This is a genomic window from Phaeacidiphilus oryzae TH49 (assembly GCF_000744815.1).
Classification (GTDB): domain Bacteria; phylum Actinomycetota; class Actinomycetes; order Streptomycetales; family Streptomycetaceae; genus Phaeacidiphilus; species Phaeacidiphilus oryzae.
Genome location: NZ_JQMQ01000004.1, coordinates 338,225 through 359,753 on the forward strand (window position 1 = coordinate 338,225; position 21,529 = coordinate 359,753).

The 21,529-nt window shown below is 73.0% G+C and carries 17 protein-coding genes and 1 pseudogene; 16 read left to right on the forward strand and 2 right to left on the reverse strand.

Annotation, left to right across the window (positions count from 1 at the left end):
* The first annotated feature begins 106 nt into the window (after positions 1-106).
* Complete coding sequence (locus BS73_RS01735; protein WP_235215239.1) at positions 107-2,065, forward strand: glycoside hydrolase family 76 protein; 1,959 nt, start codon at positions 107-109, stop codon at positions 2,063-2,065.
* A 195-nt stretch (positions 2,066-2,260) separates the two neighbouring features.
* Here BS73_RS01735 and BS73_RS01740 read toward each other — a convergent pair whose 3' ends face one another.
* On the reverse strand, positions 2,261-3,193 hold the full coding sequence (locus tag BS73_RS01740; protein ID WP_235215240.1) for a helix-turn-helix domain-containing protein: 933 nt from the start codon (positions 3,191-3,193) through the stop codon (positions 2,261-2,263).
* Positions 3,194-3,365: 172 nt separating this feature from the next.
* Positions 3,366-4,754: an NADP-dependent succinic semialdehyde dehydrogenase gene (locus BS73_RS01745; protein ID WP_037568690.1), complete on the reverse strand. Its 1,389-nt coding sequence runs from the start codon at positions 4,752-4,754 to the stop codon at positions 3,366-3,368.
* 219 nt (positions 4,755-4,973) lie between these two features.
* On the opposite strand from BS73_RS01745, the gene BS73_RS01750 reads away from it, so the two are divergent.
* The 15 genes and pseudogenes from BS73_RS01750 to BS73_RS01820 all read left to right on the forward strand — a co-directional run bounded on the left by BS73_RS01750 (position 4,974) and on the right by BS73_RS01820 (position 21,487).
* Positions 4,974-5,981: a LacI family DNA-binding transcriptional regulator gene (locus BS73_RS01750; RefSeq protein WP_037568691.1), complete on the forward strand. Its 1,008-nt coding sequence runs from the start codon at positions 4,974-4,976 to the stop codon at positions 5,979-5,981.
* A gap of 40 nt (positions 5,982-6,021) precedes the next feature.
* Positions 6,022-7,623 carry a sugar ABC transporter ATP-binding protein gene (locus tag BS73_RS01755; protein WP_084703690.1) on the forward strand — a complete coding sequence of 534 codons (1,602 nt, stop codon included), beginning with the start codon at positions 6,022-6,024 and terminating at the stop codon, positions 7,621-7,623.
* Positions 7,613-9,589 carry an ABC transporter permease/substrate-binding protein gene (locus tag BS73_RS01760; protein WP_037568693.1) on the forward strand — a complete coding sequence of 659 codons (1,977 nt, stop codon included), beginning with the start codon at positions 7,613-7,615 and terminating at the stop codon, positions 9,587-9,589. Before BS73_RS01755 ends, BS73_RS01760 begins: the two co-directional genes overlap by 11 nt.
* A 47-nt stretch (positions 9,590-9,636) precedes the next feature.
* Positions 9,637-10,643 (forward strand): annotated as a pseudogene (locus tag BS73_RS01765) (ribokinase).
* Positions 10,640-11,035 carry a D-ribose pyranase gene (rbsD, locus tag BS73_RS01770; protein WP_037568695.1) on the forward strand — a complete coding sequence of 132 codons (396 nt, stop codon included), beginning with the start codon at positions 10,640-10,642 and terminating at the stop codon, positions 11,033-11,035. The pseudogene BS73_RS01765 and the gene rbsD overlap by 4 nt, the downstream one beginning before the upstream one ends.
* Before the next feature lie 224 nt (positions 11,036-11,259).
* A complete protein-coding gene (locus tag BS73_RS01775) occupies positions 11,260-12,033 on the forward strand; it encodes an MlaE family ABC transporter permease (protein ID WP_037569489.1) in 774 nt (257 codons plus the stop codon).
* A gap of 11 nt (positions 12,034-12,044) precedes the next feature.
* Positions 12,045-12,887, forward strand: a complete 843-nt coding sequence (locus BS73_RS01780; protein ID WP_037568697.1) for an MlaE family ABC transporter permease — start codon at positions 12,045-12,047, stop codon at positions 12,885-12,887.
* Positions 12,888-12,896: 9 nt separating this feature from the next.
* Positions 12,897-14,204, forward strand: a complete 1,308-nt coding sequence (locus BS73_RS01785; RefSeq protein ID WP_051939056.1) for an MCE family protein — start codon at positions 12,897-12,899, stop codon at positions 14,202-14,204.
* Positions 14,201-15,244: an MCE family protein gene (locus tag BS73_RS01790; protein ID WP_063836885.1), complete on the forward strand. Its 1,044-nt coding sequence runs from the start codon at positions 14,201-14,203 to the stop codon at positions 15,242-15,244. Before BS73_RS01785 ends, BS73_RS01790 begins: the two co-directional genes overlap by 4 nt.
* 16 nt (positions 15,245-15,260) lie before the next feature.
* On the forward strand, positions 15,261-16,274 hold the full coding sequence (locus BS73_RS01795) for an MCE family protein (RefSeq protein WP_063836886.1): 1,014 nt from the start codon (positions 15,261-15,263) through the stop codon (positions 16,272-16,274).
* Positions 16,271-17,638 (forward strand): MCE family protein, encoded by a 1,368-nt coding sequence (locus BS73_RS01800; RefSeq protein ID WP_051939062.1) that lies wholly within the window; start codon positions 16,271-16,273, stop codon positions 17,636-17,638. Before BS73_RS01795 ends, BS73_RS01800 begins: the two co-directional genes overlap by 4 nt.
* The gene (locus BS73_RS01805; protein ID WP_051939064.1) at positions 17,635-18,987 is read left to right on the forward strand and encodes an MCE family protein; all 1,353 of its coding nucleotides are present in this window, start codon (positions 17,635-17,637) and stop codon (positions 18,985-18,987) included. Before BS73_RS01800 ends, BS73_RS01805 begins: the two co-directional genes overlap by 4 nt.
* Complete coding sequence (locus BS73_RS01810; protein WP_051939066.1) at positions 18,984-20,312, forward strand: MCE family protein; 1,329 nt, start codon at positions 18,984-18,986, stop codon at positions 20,310-20,312. Before BS73_RS01805 ends, BS73_RS01810 begins: the two co-directional genes overlap by 4 nt.
* 117 nt (positions 20,313-20,429) lie before the next feature.
* On the forward strand, positions 20,430-20,948 hold the full coding sequence (locus BS73_RS34330; RefSeq protein ID WP_152617474.1) for a hypothetical protein: 519 nt from the start codon (positions 20,430-20,432) through the stop codon (positions 20,946-20,948).
* Entirely contained in the window at positions 20,945-21,487 is a 543-nt protein-coding gene (locus BS73_RS01820; protein WP_051939070.1) for a hypothetical protein, read from the forward strand. The genes BS73_RS34330 and BS73_RS01820 overlap by 4 nt, the downstream gene beginning before the upstream one ends.
* Positions 21,488-21,529: the final 42 nt, after the last annotated feature.

A 21,529-nucleotide genomic window follows, 5' to 3' on the forward strand; every position in this document is an offset into this window, starting at 1 on the left:
CCTCGTTTACACCGTCCGCGGCCCCGGGTAATCTTCCGGCGACCCGTCAGAAACCAACGCCGGTAAGGCCGTTGGCGCTCCTGACAACGTTGTCGTGGAGGTTGATGTGAGACCCCCTGCTCTCTCGCCCGGCATCCGCGGCGGTGGCGCCGCCGGCCGGCTGCTCGCCTTCGGGCTGGCCCTGCTCACCGCCGTCGGCCTCGCCCTCGCGACTCCGGCCGCGCAGGCGCGGGCGTCCGCGCCGACGGCGGTGGACGCCGGTGCCGCCGCTTCTGGCGCCGCTCCCGCCGCCGGCGCCGCTTCCGCCGACGGCACCGCGGTCTGCGTCCTGTCCTGCGACGGTGTCGGCGCCGCGCAGGCGCAGGGCGACAGTGCGCCGGTTCCCGCCCGCCGCGTCGGCGCCGGGCTGCTGACACTGCACGTCTCCGCCAAGGACGACATGGCCTGGGGAGTCCTGGCGGGCGGCAGCGCGTCCGACACCGTCTGGGTCGAGCGCACCTGGAACGCCGGCACCGACCACGAGACGCTGGGCACCACCGCGCTGTCCGGCACCGGCGGCACGGCCGCCACGGCGCTATACAACATCACTGACCCACGCGGCCACCGCCGCGGCTGGGTCCGCGCCTGCGCCGCCACCGCCGGCCGGCAGTCCTGCACCGGCTGGGCGTACCCCAAGGACTGCGACACCCTCTGCGACGGGACCCCCTCCTCCCAGGCGGCGGGCGACGCCGTACCGGTGCCCGAGGTCGCGGTCGACGGACGCACCCTCGCCCTCCACGCCGACCAGCGCGACCGGATGGGCTGGGCCGGCCTGGCCGCCGCCCGCCCCGGCGACCGGATCTGGATCGAGCGCTCCTGGGACGGCGGCGCGAGCACACCGGACGGCGGGCAGCTCGGCCTCACCGCCGCACGCGCCGGTGCGTCCACCGCCGCCACCTCGATGTTCGCCTCCCGCGATCCGCGCGGCCTCCTCTACGGCGGCGCCCTCCGCGCCTGCCTCCGGCCCGCCGGCCAGTCGGCCGCGAGCTGCACGGAGTGGTCGCGGCCCGCGCCCTCGAAGGCGGCCGCCGCGGCGGACGCCCTGATGTGGTCCTACGACCCCTACAGCGGCTGGTGGCCCAGCAGTTGGTGGAACTCGGCGGCCACCCTGACCGCCCTGATCGACTACGAGCGGACCGCCGGCACCCACGACTACGACTGGGTGGTCGCCCGCACCTTCGACGAGAACCACCAGGCGTTCCCGGCCGGAGTGCGCAGCTCGGACGCGATCCAGGGGAACTTCATCTCCCGCGCGGTCGACGACACGGGCTGGTGGGGCCTGGCCTGGCTCACCGCGTACGACTACACCCACCAGGCGCGCTACCTGGCCACCACGCAGACCATCGGGGACTTCCTCAACCAGTACTGGGACCCGGGCACCTGCGGGGGCGGCGAGTGGTGGAGCATCGAGAAGACCTACAAGAACGCCGTCACCAGCGGGCTGTACCTGCTCTTCACGGCTGAGCTGCACCAGGCGATCCCGGGCGACACCCAGTGGCTCGACCGGGCCAGGACGGCCGGGGCCTGGTACATGTCCAGCGGGCTGATCGACTCCCAGGGGCTGGTCAACGACGGCCTGACCGACACCTGCCAGAACAACGGCCAGACCGTCTGGAGCTACAACCAGGGCCTCGCCATCGGCGGCCTGACCGAGCTCTGGAAGGACACCGGCGACGCGACCGCGCTGGCCACCGCGCGCCGCCTCGCGGACACCGCGATGAGCAGCGGCCAGCTGACCGTGAACGGCATCCTCACCGAGTCCTGCGACCTCGGCCAGGGCTCCTGCGACGACAACCAGCGGCAGTTCAAGGGCATCTTCATCCGCAACTTCGCCGATCTGGCGCGGGCGACAGGCGCGCCGGCCTACCGCGACTACATCCGGACCCAGGCCGACTCCATCTGGTCCACGGACCGGGACTCCCTCAACAACCTCGGTGAGCGCTGGGCCGGCACCACCCCCAACGCCACCTCCTGGCGCACCCAGGCCAGCGCCCTGGAGGCACTGACCGCCGCCGCGGCGGGCTGACCGCTCCGCAGGGCCGGCCAGCGCCCGAGGGCCGCGGAAACCCGCGCCCAGCCGCGAGATCCACCGCACCCGGCAACGAAGCCCGAACCACCCCGGGCAGCCACCGCCGGGTGCGGCGCCCGCCACCCCGCGCGTTCCGCGCCCGCGTGGGGCCCCGCCCTGCGCTTCCCCGCTCTGCGCTTCCGCGCCCGGCGTTCACAGTTCCAAAGCGCCCTCGCTGCGGCGGGTGGTGAGCATGCGGCGGGGGGTGGTGCCAGAGAGGGCGCGGAACTCTCGGGTGAGGTGGGCCTGGTCGAAGTAGCCGGCGGCGGTCGCGGTCTCGGTTGCGGTCGCACCGCGGTCGAGCAGCGCCACGGCCCGGCCGAAGCGCAGGACGCGCGCGGAGACCTTGGGCGTCAGCCCGATCTGCTCGGCGAAGCGCCGGCCCAGATACCGCTGGCTCCACCCGACCTCGGCCGCGATCCGGCCGATCGGCAGGGTGCCCGCGCTGCCCGCGAGGAGCTGCCAGGCGCGGACCACCTCGGGCGCGGGGGAGGGCCCGTCCGCCAGCCGGGCCAGCAGGGCCGCGTCCAGCAGGTCGAAGCGGCGCTCCCAGTCCCTGGTGGCCGCCAGCCGCTCCACCAGCTCGCCGGCCTGCCGGCCCAGCAGGTCCCGGAGCTCGATGACCTGGCCGGTCAGCTCCCGCATGGGCAGGCCGAGGAGGCGGTAGGCGCCGAGCGGCGTGAACTCCAGCCGGATCGCCTCCTGACCGCCGGGATGGACGCACTGGGCTGGCCCGTCGGCCAGCCCCACTACCAGGGAGCCGATCCGCCCGCTGCCGGCCCCGGTCGCGCCCAGCCGCCGGACGTCGGAGAACGGCTCCCCGAGGCTGATCACCAGCACCGCGCGGGCGCTCGGCACCATCCGCACCTGGTACGGGGACGGCACGGCCTCCCAGTAGCCGGCGTAGTCGAGGAGGTACGGGCGCAGGCCCGGATGCCAGACCGGCCGCGCCCGCCATATCCCGGCCACGCGCGCCACCTCAAGGCGGCCGGTGGCCGTGGCCGTGGCGGTCGCGGTCGCGGTCGCGGTGGCGGTGGTCCCCGCGAACGGCGCCCCCGCCGCGCCCCCGCCGTACAGAGTTCGCACCCCACCAGTCTCCAGTGAGCGGAGGGGCGCGGTCCGCGGAAGCGGACGGGTTCGCAGATTCTTCACCTCTCCGGTGCCGGTGCCGGATGATCGTGCGGGGCGGAGCTGCTCGACGATCGAACGTCCGGCCAGAGCCAGAGCCCACCCCCGCGGCCGGCTGAGAAGGCCGGCGTCAGCCGACCCACACCGTGGTGACGTTGCAGAACTCGCGCAGGCCGTGGCCGGCGAGCTCCCGGCCGTAGCCGGAGCGCTTGATGCCGCCGAAGGGAAGCGCCGGGTGGGAGGCGGTCATGCCGTTGAGGTAGACCGCGCCCGCGCGCAGCTCGGCGATCAGCCGGCGCTGCTCCTCGGCGTCCTGGGTCCAGGCGTTGGAGCTGAGGCCGTAGCGGGTGTCGTTGGCCAGGGCGATCGCCTCGTCCAGGGAGCCCACCCGGTAGAGCGAGGCGACCGGCCCGAAGACCTCCTCGGTGTGCATCCGCGTCTCCGGGGTGAGGTCGGTGACCACGGTGGGGGAGTAGTACCACCCCGCGCCGAGGCCGTTCGGCCGCTCGCCGCCGCAGAGCACCGTCGCGCCCTTCTCCCTGGCGTCCGCGACCTGCTCCTCGACCTCCGTCAGCCCGGACTCGGTGGCCAGCGGGCCGACCTTGGTCTCCTCGGCCATCGGGTCGCCGACCCGCAGCGCCCGCATCGCCTCGACGAAGGCCCGGGAGAACTCGTCGAAGACGGCCTCGTGGACGATGAAGCGCTTGGCCGCGATGCAGGACTGCCCGTTGTTCTGCACCCGGGCGGTCACCGCCACCTCGGCCGCCTTCGCCACGTCCGCCGAGGGCAGCACCAGGAAGGGGTCGCTGCCGCCGAGTTCGAGCACCGACTTCTTGGCCTCGCTGCCGGCGATCTCGGCGACCGCGCGCCCGGCGCCCTCGCTGCCGGTGAGGGTCACCGCGGCCACCCGCGGGTCGCGCAGCACGCCCTCGATGGCGCTCGACGGGACCAGCAGCGTCTGGAAGGCGCCGACCGGGAAGCCCGCCCGGTCGAAGACCTTCTCCAGGGCCAGCGCCGTCCGCGGGACGTTGGAGGCGTGCTTCAGCAGCGCGGTGTTCCCGGCCAGCAGGGCGGGGGCGGCGAACCTGATCACCTGCCACAGCGGGAAGTTCCACGGCATCACGGCCAGCACCGGGCCGAGCGGGCGCAGTCGTACGTAGGCGTCGCGGGCGCCGGTGTCGGCGATGTCCTCCGGGGTGGGGCGCTCGTCGGCGAGCAGCGCGCGGGCGTGGGCGGCGTACCAGCGGAGCGCCTTGGCGCACTTCTGGACCTCGGCCCGGGCCTGGGCGAGCGGCTTGCCCATCTCCAGGGTGACCGTGCGGGCCAGCTCGTCCAGCTGGTCGTCCAGGACGTCGGCGGCGGAGCGCAGCAGTTTGGCCCGGGAGTCCGGGTCCATCGCGTGGTAGCCGGCGAAGGCGGCCTCGGAGCGGGCGATCCGCTCCTCGATCTGCTCGTCCGTGAACGGCTCGAACGTCTCCAGGGTCTCGGCGGTGGCGGGGTTGATCGTGGCGATCGGCATGCTTCGACGCCTCCAGAAGGGGGGGTGGCGGCTCTTGATGCTCGGCTACCCACCATTCTGGCGCGAACCGGTGCAACCTGCGGATCCCTGCGGCGGCGAGTCGCCCGGCGGCGCGGTAGATCACAATCCGGACTCGGCTCTTGCCAAGGGAGTGTGGAATCGATTCCAATCTCTCGTGTAATCGATTCCATGGGTGGATCAGTCGGAGGAGGGCGCTCGATGGCGAGCATCAAGGACGTCGCCGCCCGCGCGGGCGTCTCCGCGGCCACCGTCTCCCGCGTGCTCAACGAGCACCCCGCGGTCAGCCCGGACACCCGCGCCCGGGTGCTCGCGGCCGTCGCCGAGCTGGAGTACCGGCCGAACGCCCTGGCCCGCTCGCTGCGCACGGCCCAGACCCGGACCATCGGCCTGGTCGTCAGCGACGTCCTCAACCCCTTCTTCACCGAGCTGGCCCGGGCGGTCGAGGACGAGGCCAGGGCGCTCGGCTACAGCGTGGTCATCGGCAACGCCGACGAGCAGCCGCGGCTCCAGGACCACCACATCGCCACCCTCCTGGACCGACGGATCGACGGACTGCTGCTCAGCCCGGCCGACGGAGCGTCCCCGCTGCTGCGGGAGACCGTCCGGGAGGGCTCCGTGCCGCTGGTCTTCGTGGACCGGTGGATCCCCGGCCTGGACGGCGTCCCGGTGGTCCGCGCCGACGGCTGCGCCGCGATCCGCGACCTGGTCCGCCACCTCCACGCGCTCGGCCGCCGCCGGCTGGCCATCATCGCGGGGCCCGCGGCCACCACCACCGGCCGCGAGCGGATCGGCGCCTTCCGCGCGGCGCTCGCGGAACTCGGCCTGACGCTCCCTCAGGAGTACATCGGGCAGGGGGACTTCCAGGCGGACAGCGGCCGCCGCTCGGCCGCCGGCTTCCTGGAGCTGCCGGAGCCGCCGGACGCGGTCTTCGCCGCGGACAACCTGATGGCGCTGGGCGCCCTGGACGAGTTCCGCGGCCGCGGCCTGCGCGTCCCCGAGGACATCGCGCTGGCCGCCTTCGACGACATCCCCTGGTTCCCGCACACCGCGCCGCCGATCACCGCGATCGCGCAGCCCACCCGGGAGCTCGGGCGGGCCGCGGTGCGTGCGCTGGCCGACCGGATCGAGGGGCGCACCGCCTCCTCGGTCACCCTCTCCGCGCGGCTGGTCGCCCGCCGCTCCTGCGGAGAGCCCGAGAGAACCTGAACCCGACCCCGCCAAGAGTGTCCCCGACAAGGAGTAGTCGATGAGCAGCGTGGCTCCATCGAGCACCCCGCCGGATCCGCCGGAACCCCCGGCCGGCTCCGCCGAACTGCTGCGCCTGGAGGGCGTGCGCAAGACCTTCCCCGGTGTGGTCGCCCTGGACCGGGTGGACTTCGACCTCCGCCGGGGCGAGGTGCACGTCCTCCTCGGCGAGAACGGCGCCGGCAAGAGCACCCTGATCAAGGTCCTCTCCGGGGCGCACCGGCCGGACCGCGGCCGCGTCCTGGTGGACGGCGCGGAGGTGCGGATCAACGGCGCCCAGGACGCCGAGCGGCTCGGCATCGCCACCATCTACCAGGAGTTCAACCTGGTGCCCGAGCTCAGCGTGGCGGAGAACATCTTCCTCGGCCGCCAGCCCCGGCGGTACGGCTTCGTGGACCGGCGCCGGATGCAGGAGGAGGCCGCCGAGCTGCTGAAGCGGGTCGGCCTGGACGTGCCGCCGCGCACCCGGGTCGCCGAACTCGGGATAGCCGGGCGGCAGATGGTGGAGATCGCCAAGGCGCTCAGCCTTCGCGCCCGGGTACTGATCATGGACGAGCCGACCGCGGTGCTCACCACCGAGGAGGTGGAGAAGCTCTTCGCCATCGTCCGGGCGCTGCGCGCGGACGGTGTCGGCGTCGTCTTCATCACCCACCACCTGGAGGAGATCGCCGCCCTCGGCGACCGGGTCACCGTCCTGCGGGACGGCCGCAGCGTCGACCAGGTGCCGGCCGACACCGACCAGGACGAGCTGGTGCGGCTGATGGTCGGCCGCGAGATCGAGGCCCAGTATCCGCGCGAGCGCCCGGAGTTGGGCGAACCGCTGCTCCGGGTGCGCGGCCTCACCAGTGCCGGCGTCTTCCGGGACGTGGACTTCGAGGTGCGGGCCGGCGAGGTGGTCGGCCTGGCCGGTCTGGTCGGCGCCGGCCGCACCGAGGTGGTGCGGGCGGTGTTCGGCGCGGACCCCTACGACTCCGGGAGTGTCGAGGTCGAGGGCCGGCCAGTGCGGCCGGGCGACGTCAACGCGGCGATGGCGGCCGGGATCGGCCTGGTCCCGGAGGACCGCAAGGCGCAGGGCCTGGTGCTGGACGCCCCGATCGAGGAGAACCTCGGCCTGGTGACGCTGGGCCGCACGGCCCGCTACGGCTTCGTGGACCGCTCCGGGCAGCGCGCCTCCGCGGCCGGCATCGCCGAGCGGCTCAGGGTCCGGATGGCCGGGCTCGACCAGCCGGCCGGCACCCTCTCCGGCGGCAACCAGCAGAAGCTGGTGATCGGCAAGTGGCTGCTGGCCGGCTCCCGGGTGCTGATCCTGGACGAGCCGACCCGCGGCATCGACGTCGGCGCCAAGGTCGAGATCTACCAGCTCGTCAACGAGCTCACCGCGTCGGGGCACGCGGTGCTGATGGTCTCCAGCGACCTGCCCGAGGTGCTCGGGATGAGCGACCGGGTGCTGGTGATGGCGCAGGGGCGGATCGCGGGGGAACTGGACCCCGCGCGGGCGAGCCAGGACGACGTGATGGCTCTGGCGGTAACCGAATCGTGGGAAACGGGCTCGTCGGCAACGGAGCCGGCGGAGGGAAAGGTGGGAATCTCCCATGGCCACTGAGGTGATGGAGCGCCAGGCCGCGGGCGGCCGCGGCAGAGACGGCGGACTGCGCCGGCTCCTGCTGGAGAACGGGGCACTGGTCGCCCTTCTGCTGCTGGTGGTGGTGCTGTCGGTGCTCTCCGGCAGCTTCCTGACGACCAGCAACCTGCTGAACGTCGGTGTGCAGGCGGCGGTGGACGCGGTGCTCGCCTTCGGCGTCACCTTCGTCATCGTCTCGGCCGGGATCGACCTCTCGGTCGGCTCGATGGCCGCGCTCTCCGCGATCGTCCTCGCCTGGCTGGCCTCCAGCGGCGGTCTGCCGGTCTGGCTGGCGGTGATCGTGTCGCTGGTCACGGGCGTGGCCGGTGGACTGCTCAACGGCGTGCTGATCTCCTTCGGCAAGCTGCCGCCGTTCATCGCCACCCTGGCGATGCTCTCGGTCGGCCGCGGCCTCGCCATGGTGATCTCCCAGGGCAGCCCGATCGCCTTCCCGTCCTCGGTCTCCGGCCTCGGCGAGACCCTCGGCGGCTGGCTGCCGGTGCCCGTGCTGGTGATGCTGGTGATGGGCGCGGTCACCGCGGTCATCCTGGGCCGCACCTACATCGGCCGCACCATGTACGCGATCGGCGGCAACGAGGAGGCGGCCCGGCTCTCCGGGATCCGGGTCAAGAAGCAGAAGCTGGTGATCTACGGCCTCTCCGGCCTCTTCGCCGCGATCGCCGGCATCGTCCTCGCCTCCAGGCTCGCCTCCGCGCAGCCGGACGCCGCCAACGGCTACGAGCTGGACGCCATCGCCGCCGTGGTGATCGGCGGGGCCAGCCTCTCCGGCGGCAAGGGCAAGGCCTCCGGCACCTTCATCGGCGCGCTGATCCTGGCCGTCCTGCGGAACGGGCTCAACCTGCTGAACGTCTCCTCGTTCTGGCAGCAGGTGGTGATCGGCGTGGTGATCGCGCTGGCCGTGCTGCTGGACACGCTGCGGCGGCGCAGTGCCCGGGCCTCCGCGGCCGGGACCAGCGCGGGCGCCGGCGCGGTCGCGGGCGGCTCCGGCGGCGGACGCCGGATGCGGGACGGGCTGCTCGGCGCGGCCGCCGTGGTGGTCGTCCTCGGCCTGGTGATCGGGGTCAACGCGTACCGCTCGGGCGGCAGTTCGAAGCCCAAGGTGGGGCTGACGCTGTCCACCCTGAACGACCCCTTCTTCGTCTCGGTGCGCTCCGGCGCCCAGGCCGAGGCCAGGAAGCTGGGGGTGGACCTGACCATCACCAACGCGGACAACGACGCCTCGGCCCAGGCCGACCAGGTCTCCAACTTCCTCAGCCAGAACGACCAGGCGGTCGTCCTCAACCCGGTGGACTCCAACGCCGCCGCCCCCTCGGCGAAGCTCGCGGCGAAGTCCAAGGTGCCGGTGATCGCGGTGGACCGGGGCGTCACCGGCGCGCCGATCACCAGCCTGGTCGCCTCGGACAACGTCACCGGCGGCCGGCTCGCCGCCCGGGCGCTGGCCGAGCAGCTCGGCGGGCAGGGCAGCATCGTGGTGCTGCAGGGCACCGCGGGCACCTCCGCCGCGCAGGAGCGCGAACAGGGCTTCAAGGCCGGGATCGCCGCCTACCCGGGGATCAGGATCGTCGCCGAGCAGCCCGCGGACTTCGACCGCACCAAGGGCCTGGACGTGATGAGCAACCTCCTCCAGGCGCACCCGGACGTGGCGGGGGTCTTCGCCGCCAACGACGAGATGGCCCTGGGCGCGATCAAGGCGCTCGGCGCCAAGGCCGGAAAGGTCAAGGTGGTGGGCTTCGACGGGGAGGCCGAGGGGCTGGCCGCGGTGCGGGCCGGCACCGAGGCGGCGGACGTCGCCCAGCGGCCCTCCCAGCTCGGGCAGCTGGCCGTGCTGAACGCCGTTCGGGCGATCAAGGGGCAGAGCGTCCCGTCGAATGTCAAGGTGGCGGTTGAGGTCGTCACCAAGGGGAACGTCGCCGCGTTCAAGCCCTGACGGGAGTCGGGGAGCCGGTGGCAGCACAGGAAGCAGAAGGGCAGAGAGTGGACACGCGCGACTGGGAACTGGTGGTCGTGGGCTCGGCCAACGCCGATCTGGTGGTCGGGGTGGAGCGCCGGCCGGGGGCGGGGGAGACCGTCCTCGGCTCCGACCTGGTCGTCCACCCGGGCGGGAAGGGCGCCAACCAGGCGGTGGCCGCGGCACGGCTGGGGGCCGCCACCGCGCTCCTCGGCCGGGTCGGCGAGGACGCCCACGGGCAGCTGCTCACCACCTCGCTGCGGGACGCCGGGGTGGACACCGGCGCCCTCCTCACGGGCGGCGCGGCCACCGGGGTGGCGCTGATCACCGTCGACCCGGACGGGGACAACAGCATCGTGGTCTCGCCCGGCGCCAACGCCCGGCTCACCCCGGCGGACGTCCGGGCGGCCGAGCCGCTGCTGGCCGGGGCCCGGGTGATCTCCCTGCAGCTGGAGATCCCGCTGGAGACGGTCGCCGAGGCCGCGGCCGTCGCCCGGCGGAACGGCACCCGGGTGGTCCTCAACCCCTCGCCGCCGGCCCGGCTGCCCGCCGAGGTGCTGGCCGTCTGCGACCCGCTGGTGGTCAACGAGCACGAGGCGGCCGTACTGCTGGGTGACGGCCCGTCAGAAGCCGGATCGGACACGTCGGAGAAGGAGGTTCCGGACCGGCGGGACGCCCCGGAGGACTGGGCGCGGGCCCTGGTCGGCGAGGCCGGCTGCCGGTCGGTGGTGGTGACCCTGGGCGCGGCGGGCGCGGTGATCGCGGAGGCCGACGGGAGCGGTACGGTGGCCACCACCCGGGTGCCCAGCCCCCGGGTGAAGGCGGTGGACACCACCGGCGCGGGGGACGCCTTCACCGCGGCGCTCGCCTGGCGGCTCGGGCGGGGGAGTCCCTCGCCGGGGCGGCGGCCTTCGCCGCCCGGGTCGGGGCGGCCGCGGTCACCAAGCCCGGCGCGCAGGCCTCGTATCCGACCCCGGCGGAGCTGACGGCGCTCGACAGTGCAGACAGTGTAGAGGGTGGGGAGTTCCGGTGAAGCGCTCCGGGATCATCAACCGGGCGCTGGCCGGCCGGTTGGCCGCGCTCGGCCACACGGACCAGGTGGTGGTCTGCGACGCCGGACTGCCCATCCCGGACGGACCGCGGGTGGTGGACCTGGCCTTCCGCTTCGGGGTGCCGTCCTTCGCCGAGGTGCTGGAGGGGCTGCTGGCGGAGCTGGTCTTCGAGGGGGCGGTGGCCGCCGCCGAGGCCGAGGAGGCCAACCCCGAGGTGCTCCGCCGGCTCTCCGCGGCCTTCCCGGGTCCGGCGCTGGAGCTGATCCCGCATGCGGAGCTCAAGGCGCGCACGGCCGGCGCGCGCCTCGTGGTGCGCACCGGCGAGGCGCGCCCGTACGCCAACGTCCTGCTCCGCTGCGGAGTCCCGTTCTGACGTCTTGTGAGGTCACAGCCCCTCTGGCGAGTTACTGACGGGTCGTCAAATTTCTCCGGCATGACTCTTGTTTCAGTAGATTCCGGTTACTAGAGTCCCGAGAGCTTCGATCTCGGGAGGACCTGCGCCATCGCCGAGTACGCGCCTGCCAGGGACCAGACTCCGCCCCAACCGGAGGACCGCATGATGCCTTGCGATGCGTCCGCTCGCCAGAGGCGGGTGTGATGGCGGAGAGAGACCTGATCACCCGGCCGCTGGCGCCCATCGGCGGCTTCTTCGCGATGTCCCTGGACACCTTCCGGGCGATGTTCCGGCGCCCGTTCCAGCTGCGGGAGTTCCTGGAGCAGACGGTGTTCATCGCCGGGGTCTCGATCTTCCCGGCGATCATGCTCACGGTGCCCTTCCTCGGGGTGGTCATCTACCTGGTCAACCAGCTGCTGATGCAGATCGGCGCGATCGACCTGGCCGGCGCGGGCGTCGGCCTGGCGGTGATCCGGGAGATCGGGCCGATGGCCAGCGTCCTGGTGGTGGCCGGAGCCGGGGCCACGGCGATCTGCGCCGACCTCGGCTCCCGGAAGATCCGCGAGGAGATCGACGCCCTCCAGGTGCTCGGTGTGGACCCCGTTCACCGGCTGGTGGTGCCCCGGGTGCTGGCCTCCACTCTGGTGGCGGTGCTGCTGAACGCCGTCGTCTCGGCGGTCGCCATCGGCACCGGCTATGTCCTCTCTGTGGCCCTGCAGGGCGCCAGTCCGGGGCAGTTCGCGGCCAACCTGACCCTCCTCACCCACCTCTCCGACTTCGTGGTCAGCCAGATCAAGGCGGCGTCCTTCGGGCTCTGCGCCGGTCTGGTCGCCTGCTACCGCGGGCTCACCACCGCGGGCGGCGCCAAGGGCGTCGGCGACTCCGTCAACCAGACCGTCATCCTGGCCATCGTCCTGCTGTTCGTCTTCAACGTGCTGATCACCGCGGTCTATCTGCAACTCGGCGGCGGGGCATAGGGGGCGGCGCGGTGGCGAACACGATTCCCCGGCGGCGCCGAGGCGCGGACTCGGCGGTGCTCCGCACCCTGGAGACGATCGGCGACCAACTCTCCTTCTACACCAGGTCCCTGCTGTGGGTGTACCGGGCGCTCGGCCGCTACCACCGGGAGATCGTCCGCCAGCTGGCCGGCGTCACCTTCGGCACCGGGGCGCTGGCCATGGTCGGCGGCACTGCGGTGATCGTCGCCTTCCTCACCGGCAGTGCCGGGGTCGAGATCGCACTGGAGGGCTACTCGCAGCTCGCCAACATCGGTGTGGAGGCGATCAGTGGATTCGTGTCGGCCTATGTGAACACCCGGATCTCCGCCCCCCTGATCGCCGGCGTGGCGCTGATCGCCACCGTGGGCTCGGGCTTCACCGCCGAGATCGGCGCGATGCGGATCAGCGACGAGGTGGACGCCCTGGAGGTGATGGCGGTGCCCACCCTGCCGTACCTGGTCACCACCAGGCTGATCGCCGGCTTCGTCGCGGTCACCCCGCTGTACGCGGTCTCCCTCTTCATGTCCTACGCCCTCACCCGGCTGACCGTGGTCGACTTCTACGGCCAGTCCTCCGGCTCCTACGACCACTACTTCGGCACCTTCCTGGTGCCCAGGGACATCCTCAGCTCCTTCCTGGAAGTGCTGGTGATGTCGGTCGTGGTGATGGGGGTGCACTGCTACTACGGCTACACGGCCGGCGGCGGCCCGGCCGGGGTCGGCCGGGCGGTCGGCCGCGCGGTGCGGCTCTCCCTGGTCGGCATCATGTTCGTCGCCCTGGCCATGAGCCTGATCCTGTACGGCCACTCCGACACCCTCCACGTCTCCAGGTGAGGTGGTGACATGGCGCTGACCGTCGCTCCCGGCTCGCCCCGCCCGCCCGGGCCGGGCCCCAGGGCCGCCCGCCGGGCCGCCCCCAGGACCGAGCGGGCACTGCGGCTGCGCAACCGGCTGCTCGGCGTGCTCGGCACGGTCCTGGTGCTGGGCGTGGTCGGCCTGGTGGTCGCCGACTACCTCCAGGTCTTCACCCCGGCGGTGCGGGTGACGGTGGAGGCCGACCGCTCGGGTCTGCTGACCGCTCCCGGCTCCGACGTCACCCTGCGCGGGGTCACCGTGGGCCAGGTGCGCTCGGTCCAGGCGGTGGACGGGGGAGCCCGGCTCACTCTGGCCCTGAGCCCCCGCCAGGTCCGGTTCATCCCCGCCGACGTCACCGCCGAGGTCGTCGCCCCCACCGTCTTCGGCACCAAGTACGTCGACCTGGAGGCGCCGGCCGGCGGCTCCGGCGGCGGTCCGCGGATCAGCGCGGGAGCCGTCCTCACCTCGGCCCGGGTGGGCACCGAGATCAACACCCTGTTCCAGAACCTCTACCAGCTGCTGACCGCCGTCCAGCCGGCCAAGGTCAGTGCCACCCTGGGCGCGCTGGCCGGCGCCCTCGACGGCCGCGGCTACCGGCTGGGCGGCTACATCGACCAGCTGAACACCTACCTCACCGACCTCGACCCCGGCCTGGCCCCGCTCCGCACCGACCTGGCCCGGCTCCCGGCGGTCGCCGGCGCATACGCCAAGGCCGTCCCCGACCTGGCCCGCACCCTGGACAACCTCCGCACCACCAGCCGCACCCTGGTCACCCGGCAGGCCCAGCTGGACGCCTTCCTGCTGGACATGGGCGGACTCTCCGGACACGCGAACCGGTTCCTCACCGACAACGAGCAGGCGCTGCCCAACGCCCTCGCCATGGTCCAGCCGATCACCGCCACCATGGCCCGCTACTCCTCCGAGTTCCCCTGCCTCTTCGCCTCCGCGAACCAGCTGCGGATCCAGTCGCTGCCCTCACTGACCGGCAATCCCGGGCTGAACGGCATCGTCACCATCCTCCCCGGTCGCGACCCGTACACCTACCCCGGCGACCTGCCGAAGACCGTGGACGTCGGGCCCGGCTGCGACGGCGGTCCGATCACCAAGGCCCAACTCCCGTATCCGCACATCAAGTTCGACGACGGCTCGGGGTCGGTCAACGACAACACCAGCAACGCGGAGACCGTCGGCGTCCCGCCGCTCGCCGTCCAGCTCTTCGGCGAGGACGCCGGCAGGGCGATCGCCAAGTCGCTGGCGGACGCCAGGGCGAAGGCGAAGGGGGCGGGGTCGAAGTGAGCGGGCCTCGGGCCGGGGTCGGCGTGAAGGTGCTGGTGATCGTGGTGATCGGGGGCGTCCTCACGGCCGGGATCGCCGCCGTCCTCGGCGGCTTCCGGCAGGAGAGCACCCACACCTACCATGCGGTCTTCAGCAGCGCCTCCGGGCTGGTCGCCGGGCAGGACGTACGGGCCGCCGGGGTCTCGGTCGGCCAGGTGGAGAAGGTGGCCCTGCGCTCGGACGACCGGGCCGAGGTCACCTTCACCGTGGACCGCACGGTGCCGATGACCACCACCACCCAGGCCTCCATCCGCTACCAGAACCTGGTCGGCGACCGCTATCTGCAGCTCTCCCCGGGCGCGGCGGCGGACGGCCGCCGCCCGGCCGCGCTGGCCCCCGGCGCCCTCATCCCGCTCGACCGCACCGCTCCCGCCCTCGACCTCGACGAGCTCTACAACGGCTTCACCCCACTGCTCCAGGGACTGGCCCCGCAACAGGTCAACCAGCTCTCCGGCGAGCTGATCGAGGTCCTCCAGGGGGAGGGCGGCAGCGTGCAGCAGCTGCTCGGCGACATCGGCTCGCTCACCTCCACGCTGGCCGACCGGGACCGGGTGATCGGAGAGCTGGTGAGCGAGTTCGACTCCGCGCTCGGCAACCTGGACGCCCACCGCGGCCAGCTCTCCGACCTGATCAGCCGGTTGCAGCACCTGGTCAGCGGGCTCTCCCAGGACCGCAAGCAGATCGGCGACTCGCTCTCCGGGGTCAGCCGGCTCACCACCTCGGTCGGCGGACTGCTCCAGGAGACCCGTCCGGACATCACCGGGACGGTCGGCCAGACCGACCGCCTGGCCGCCCTGCTGGAGGCGAACTCGGGTCTGCTGCAGAAGGACCTGACCCGGCTTCCGGTCGACTACCGACTGCTCTCCCGGCTCGGCGCCTACGGGCAGTTCTTCAACTTCTACCTGTGCCAGGTCCAGATCATGGTCACGGGACCGGACGGGAAGCCGGTCACGCTGCCGGCTCTGAACAGCGAGATCTCGCGCTGCAAGGCGAACGGCTGAGGGGCGGGGCGCGGACATGAAGAGCTTTCAGGAGATGAACCGGAGGCGGGTCGGCCTGGTCGGCCTGGTCGTGCTGGCCCTGGTGGTGGCGCTCGCCCTGGAGTCGGGGACCATCTACCGCGACCTGACCAGCGACGGCTACCGGGCGCAGTTCAGCGAGGCCGGGAACCTCGGCAAGGGCGACGACGTGGAGGTGGCCGGCGTCAAGGTCGGCGAGGTCACCGGGATCGGCCTGGACCGCGGCCACGTCGAGGTCGCCTTCACCGTCCGCCACGGCGTCCACCTGGGCGCCGCCACCCGGGCCGCGATCAGCACCGAGTCCCCGCTCGGCCACAAGTTCCTCGGCCTCACCTCGGCCGGCGGCGGCGTGCTGGCCTCCGGCGGGGAGATACCGCTGGCCAGGACCACCGCGCCGTACGACATCCAGCAGGTGCTCGACGACGCCACAGACACCGTCGGCAGGATCGACACCGGGCAGCTGGCCAAGGCCTTCGACACCACCGCGCAGACCTTCCAGAACACCCCCGCCCAGACCCGCGCCGCCCTCCAGGGGGTCTCCGCGCTCTCCGCCACCATCGCCACCCGTGACCAGGCGCTGCGCCGGCTCCTCGCCCGGGCCAGGAGCGTGACCGGCATCCTCGCCCAGCGCACCGGCAACCTCAACGCCCTCTTCGACGACGGGAACCTGCTGCTCGACGAGCTCTACCAGCGGCGGCAGGACATCCAGGCGGTACTGGTCAACGCCACCGCGATGGTCCGGCAGCTGCGCGGGCTCGTCAGCGACAACCAGCGGCGGCTCGGCCCCGCGCTGGACCACCTGGACTCGGTGGTCCGGCTGCTCAACCGCAACAAGGGCAACATCGACGCGGCCATCGACGGTCTCCGCTCCTACGCCACCGGTCTGGGCGAGGCGGTGGGGTCGGGGCCGTTCTTCTACGGCTACATCCAGGACATCATCCCCACCAGCGGCCTGCCGGTCGTCCGAAAGCTCGCCGCGGGCGGGGGACTCACCGGGGGGAGCGGCAAGTGAGAGTCCCGAAGCCCGACCGGGCCGCCCTGCGCCGACTCCGGCTGCCGGCCGGACCGGTCTCCCTGGCCCCGCGCGGCGGCGGCCGCCCGGCCCGCGGGCCCCGCCGGCTGCGGGTGATCGCCACCGTGCTGGGGCTGCTCCTGGTCGCCGCCCTGGTCGGCGCCTTCTGGCCCGGGCCGCAGGAGCGGCACCTCACCGCGTACTTCAGCCAGACCATCGGCCTCTACCCGGGCGACGGGGTGCGGGTGCTCGGCGTGCCGATCGGCCGGGTGGACCGGGTGACCTCGGAGGGCGACCGGGTCCGGGTGGACCTCAGCTACCACGCCGCCGACCCGCTGCCGCCCGGCGCCCGCGCGGTGATCGTCGCCCCCACCCTGGTCTCCGGCCGCTATGTGCAGCTCACCCCCGCGTACACCGGAGGCGCCCAACTCGCCGACGGGGCCGTCATCCCGGAGTCCCGCACGGCCGTACCGGTGGAATGGGACGACATCGAGCAGCAGATCACCAAGCTGGCCACGGACCTCGGGCCGAAGGGCGCCAACCGGGACGGCTCGGTCAGCCGGCTGCTGGACGCCACCGCAGGCAACCTGAACGGGAACGGGGCCGAACTGCACCGCTCGATCCAGCGGCTGTCGGCGGCGGTGAGCACCCTCTCCCAGGGCAGCGGGGACTTCTTCGCCACCGTCGGCAACCTGCAGAGGCTGACCGCGGCGCTGGCCGAGAACGACACCGAGGTGGCCGCCTTCCTCAGGCGACTCGACTCGGTCTCCGGGGTGCTGGACGGCGACCGGGCCGACCTGGCGGCCACCCTCTCCACCCTCGACCAGTCGCTGTCCGCCGTACGGGAGTTCATCGACGGCAACAAGGACCGGATCGGCAGGACCCTCCAGGACCTGGACACCGAGACCTCCGCGCTGTCCGCCAAGCGGCAGCAGCTGGCGGACATCCTCCAGGTGGCGCCGGCCGCGCTGGGGAACTTCCAGAACATCTACAACCCGGTGGACGGCGGCATGGACGGCGCCTTCGCCACCACCTGGCTGCAGGACCCGGCGGTCTTCATCTGCTCCACCGTCCTCTCCCTCGGCGGCACGCCGAAGGCCTGCCAGCAGGCGGTCGCCCCGCTGGCCGACCTGCTGAAGATGGACAACCTGCCGGTCGGCCTGGACCTGCTGAACCGGGACGGGACCCCGAACCAGGCAAATCCGAACAGCAAGTCGCTGTCCTCGGGATCGGGATCGGGTGCGGGGTCGGGTGCGGGTTCTTCGGGCTCCGGCTCGGCCTCGGGCTCCGGCTCGGGTTCCGGCTCGGGTTCCGGGAGCGGGTCGGGGTCCGGGCTGCTCGGTCTGCTGGGAGGCGGAAAGTGACGGGGGCCGGCGGCGGCGCCGGTTCAGGGCCGACGCGGCGGCGTGCGCTGCTGGCCGGCGGGGTGGTGGGCGGCCTCCTCGCGCTCTGCGGCTGCCAGTTCGACGGGGTCGGCTCCTGGCGGCTGCCGCTCTCCGCCGGCACCGGCGCCCACTCCTACACCGTCACCGCGGAGATGGCCGACGTCGACAACCTGGTCCCGAACGCCGAGGTCAAGGTGGGCGACGTGACCGTGGGCACGGTCCGGAAGATCGCCTTCGACGACTGGCACGCCCGGCTCACCCTCTCGCTCAAGGACGGCGTCCACCTGCCGGGCAACGCGGTGGCGACGCTCGGTCAGAAGAGCGTGCTGGGCGCGGAGTACATCCAGCTGGCCGGGCCCGCCGACGCGCCGGCCGCCGACGCACCGGCCGCCGGCGTGCTGGAGGCCGGCGACGACATCCCGCTCTCCCGGACCGGCCAGTACCCCTCCACCGAGGACCTGCTGAGCGCCCTCTCCCTGCTGCTCAACGGCGGGGGGCTCAACCAGCTGCGGACCATCACCACCGAGCTGAACCACATCCTCGGCGGCCACGAGGACCAGACCCGCCAGCTGCTGGCGCACCTCGACACCTTCGTCGGCACACTGAACGGCGAGCGGGCGAACATCGTCAGCTCGATCGACCGCCTGGACCAGCTCGGGGGCGCCCTCTCCCGGCAGAACCGCGCCCTGGCCGGCGCCGTCGCGGAGGTGCCGCAGGGCATCTCGGTGCTGGACCAGGAGCACGGGCAGCTGGTCGGCATGCTCGGGGACGTCGCCGAACTCGGCCGGACGGCGGGCACGGTGATCGACCGGAGCCGGCAGAACCTGGAGCTCGACCTCAAGCAACTCCAGCCGGTGGTGGGCAGGTTGGCGGACGCCGGGCAGAACCTGCCGGAGTCCCTCTCCGAGCTGCTGACCTACCCGTTCCCGGGCGAGGCCGTACCCAGGATGATCAAGGGCGACTATATGAACCTGTTCGTCAAGCTGGACCTCCGGACCAGCACCCTCAGCCGGAACTGGCTCACCGGGCTGCCGGTGCTGGGCGACCTGCTGAACAGGACGGGCTCGCAGCAGAAGGTCAACCCGCTGACCCAGCCGCTGAAGCCGGGCGGCGGCCTCCTCGGGGGGCTGCTGGGAACGGGGGCCGGCTCGTCCGGGTCGGGCTACTCGGGGACGGATTCCTCCGGGGGAACGGGCACCGGAGCCACCGGGTCCACCGGTTCCGGCGGTTCCGGCGGCTCCACCGGTTCCGGCGGCGGTTCGAGCGGGGGCAGCGGCAGCGGCGGCGGCCTCCTCGGCGGGCTCCTCGGACTAGGGGGGAACAATTGATCAGTCGCCTGGTCCGCTTCCAGCTGGTCGCCTTCGTCCTCCTCACCGTGGTCGGCGTGGTCTTCGCCTCGGTGAACTACGTGCGGCTGCCGCAACTGGTCGGCATCGGCCGGTACCGGATGTCCGTCGACCTGCCGGACAGCGGCCAGCTCTACGCCAACGCCATCGTCACCCTGCGCGGGGTGCAGATCGGCCGGGTGGACGACGTCCACCTCACCCCGACCGGGGCCCGGGCCGACCTGTCCATCGACGACGGGACGCGGATCCCGGCCTCCTCCACCGCCCGGATCCGGGTCACCTCGGCGATCGGCGAGCAGTACGTGGACTTCGTCCCCGCGCACAGCGGCCCGCCGTATCTGACGGCGGGTCAGACGGTGCCGAAGAGCGCCGTCAGCCTGCCGACCCCGGTGGACCGGGTGCTGGGCAGCGCCTCCCAGCTCGCCGCCTCGGTACCCCTCGACAAGCTGCGGATCACCGTGGACGAGGCGTACCGGGCGTTCGCGGGCAGCAGCGGCGACCTCCAACGGATGCTGGACGCCCTCGGCCCGCTGCTGAACAACGCGCAGGCCAACGTCGGCCCGACGGCGGCGCTGATCGCCGAGCTGGCGCCGGTGCTCCGGACCCAGCAGAACGCGGCCCCGGACATCACCGGCTTCTCCCGCAACCTCTCCTCGTTCACCACCCAGCTCAAGCTGAGCGACGCGGACCTCCGGGGCACCCTCGACCAGGGGCCGGCCTTCGCGCAGGCCGCCGACGGCCTGATCGGCCGGCTCGCGCCGACCCTGCCCACGCTGCTGGCCAACCTCACCTCGCTGGGGCAGGTGCTGGACGTCTACATCCCCTCGGTCACCACCACCCTGTCCATCCTCCCGGCGGACATCGACATCATCTCGGCGGTCAGCCTCAACGCCCCGCCGGGCTGGTCGCACATGGACTTCCTCACCGGCGTCAACAAGCCGCCGAGCTGCACCACCGGCTTCACCGGCGGCCCGCAGCGCGACCCCACCGACACCTCCAAGGGCGCCGTCCCCCAGGACTCGTACTGCAAGATCGCCCACGACTCCGCCAGCGACGTCCGCGGCAGCCGCAACAACCCCTGCCCGAACGACCCGAGCCTCCGCTCGGCGACGGCGGCCGGCTGCGGCCTCGACTTCACGGGGAGCGCGGGCTCCTCCTCCGCGTCGCCCACCGCCACCTACGACGCCTCCACCGGCCTGATGTTCTCGCCGGACGGCAAGACCTACCAGCTCGGCCCGGGCATCCTCGGGCCGCCGCCGTCGGACTGGCGGGACCTGCTGCTGAACACCCTCGCCCAGAACCAGTAGAAGGGAGCCGCGGTGAGCGACACCGAGACGGCTGCCGCCGACCCGACCACCGAAGCGGAGGAGGCGCCGGCGTCCCGCGAAACGGGCACTGACGAACCGTCAACCCAGGCGGCCTGTATGCCTCTTGGCCGGTCGCGTCCCGTGCTGCGCGCGGCGCTTCGCTCGCCCGCGGCGGCCGTGCTGCTAATGCTCGCCGTGCTGGCCGTCGGCCGGCTCGGTCTCGGGGAGCGGCATTCCGCGCAGACGCGGGAGCAGGCGGAGCGGACCGACCAGGCGGTGCTGTCCGCGGCCAGGCAGGAGGTGCTGGCGCTCACCGGCCTGGACGGCGAGACCGCGCAGTCCCAGCTCGACCGCGCGATCGCCGGGGCGACCGGGTCCTTCAAGAGCCAGATGCAGAGCTCGGCGGCCGCGTTCAAGAGCGTGGTCTCCGGCGACAAGGTGGTCTCCACCGGAACGATCGACGGTATCGGCGTGAAGTCGGTGTCCGGCGGCTCGGCGACGGTGCTGGTCGCCGCGGAGGCGAAGGTGAGCAACAAGACGAACGCCAAGGGGGAGAACCGCCTCTACCGGCTGTCCGTGACCCTTCGGAAGATCCAGGGCAAGTGGCTCGTCAGCACGGTGGAGATGGTGTCATGAGCGCAGAGTCGGCCGTCCTCTCCCACGCCCGGCGAGTCGGCCGCGCCCTCCTCTTCGGCCGCGCGCCGGTGGCGCTGAGCGCGGCGCTCGCGGTGCTGCTGGTCGCGGTGGCGGCCTGGACGGTGGTGACGAGCCGTCAGGCGGCGGCCGCCGAGCGGGTGGAGTCGGCGCGGGGGGCGGCGGTCTCGGCGGCCTCCCAGCTGGTGCCGCAGATCCTCTCGTACAACTACCACACCCTTGCCCAGGACCTGGCCACCGGCGAGGGGGCGACGACGGGCGGGTTCACCGCGCGCTACCACGACCTGTTCACCCGGCGGATCGAGCCGGCGGCGAGGAAAGAGGGCGTGGTGACCAACGCGGACGTGGTCGGGACCTCCGTGGTACGGGCGAGCGAGCGGCAGGTGGTGACGCTGGTCTTCATCGACCAGACGACCACCGACGGCGGCGGCGCCACCCCGAGACTCGACTCCTCCCGGGCCCTGGTGACCCTGGTCCCGGTAGGCCCCCGCTGGCTCATCTCCGCGGTCACCCCCATCTGAGACGGAGCGCCCTCATGCCGCACCCGGACACCGCGACGAACC

Coding starts and splice junctions, on each gene's coding strand:
- BS73_RS01745 (WP_037568690.1), bottom strand. CDS start 4,754: ATGCCGATCGCCACGATCAACCCCGCCACCGCCGAGACCCTGGAGACG.
- BS73_RS01750 (WP_037568691.1), top strand. CDS start 4,974: ATGGCGAGCATCAAGGACGTCGCCGCCCGCGCGGGCGTCTCCGCGGCC.
- BS73_RS01755 (WP_084703690.1), top strand. CDS start 6,022: ATGAGCAGCGTGGCTCCATCGAGCACCCCGCCGGATCCGCCGGAACCC.
- BS73_RS01760 (WP_037568693.1), top strand. CDS start 7,613: ATGGCCACTGAGGTGATGGAGCGCCAGGCCGCGGGCGGCCGCGGCAGA.
- BS73_RS01775 (WP_037569489.1), top strand. CDS start 11,260: ATGGCGGAGAGAGACCTGATCACCCGGCCGCTGGCGCCCATCGGCGGC.
- BS73_RS01785 (WP_051939056.1), top strand. CDS start 12,897: ATGGCGCTGACCGTCGCTCCCGGCTCGCCCCGCCCGCCCGGGCCGGGC.
- BS73_RS01795 (WP_063836886.1), top strand. CDS start 15,261: ATGAAGAGCTTTCAGGAGATGAACCGGAGGCGGGTCGGCCTGGTCGGC.
- BS73_RS34330 (WP_152617474.1), top strand. CDS start 20,430: ATGCCTCTTGGCCGGTCGCGTCCCGTGCTGCGCGCGGCGCTTCGCTCG.
- BS73_RS01820 (WP_051939070.1), top strand. CDS start 20,945: ATGAGCGCAGAGTCGGCCGTCCTCTCCCACGCCCGGCGAGTCGGCCGC.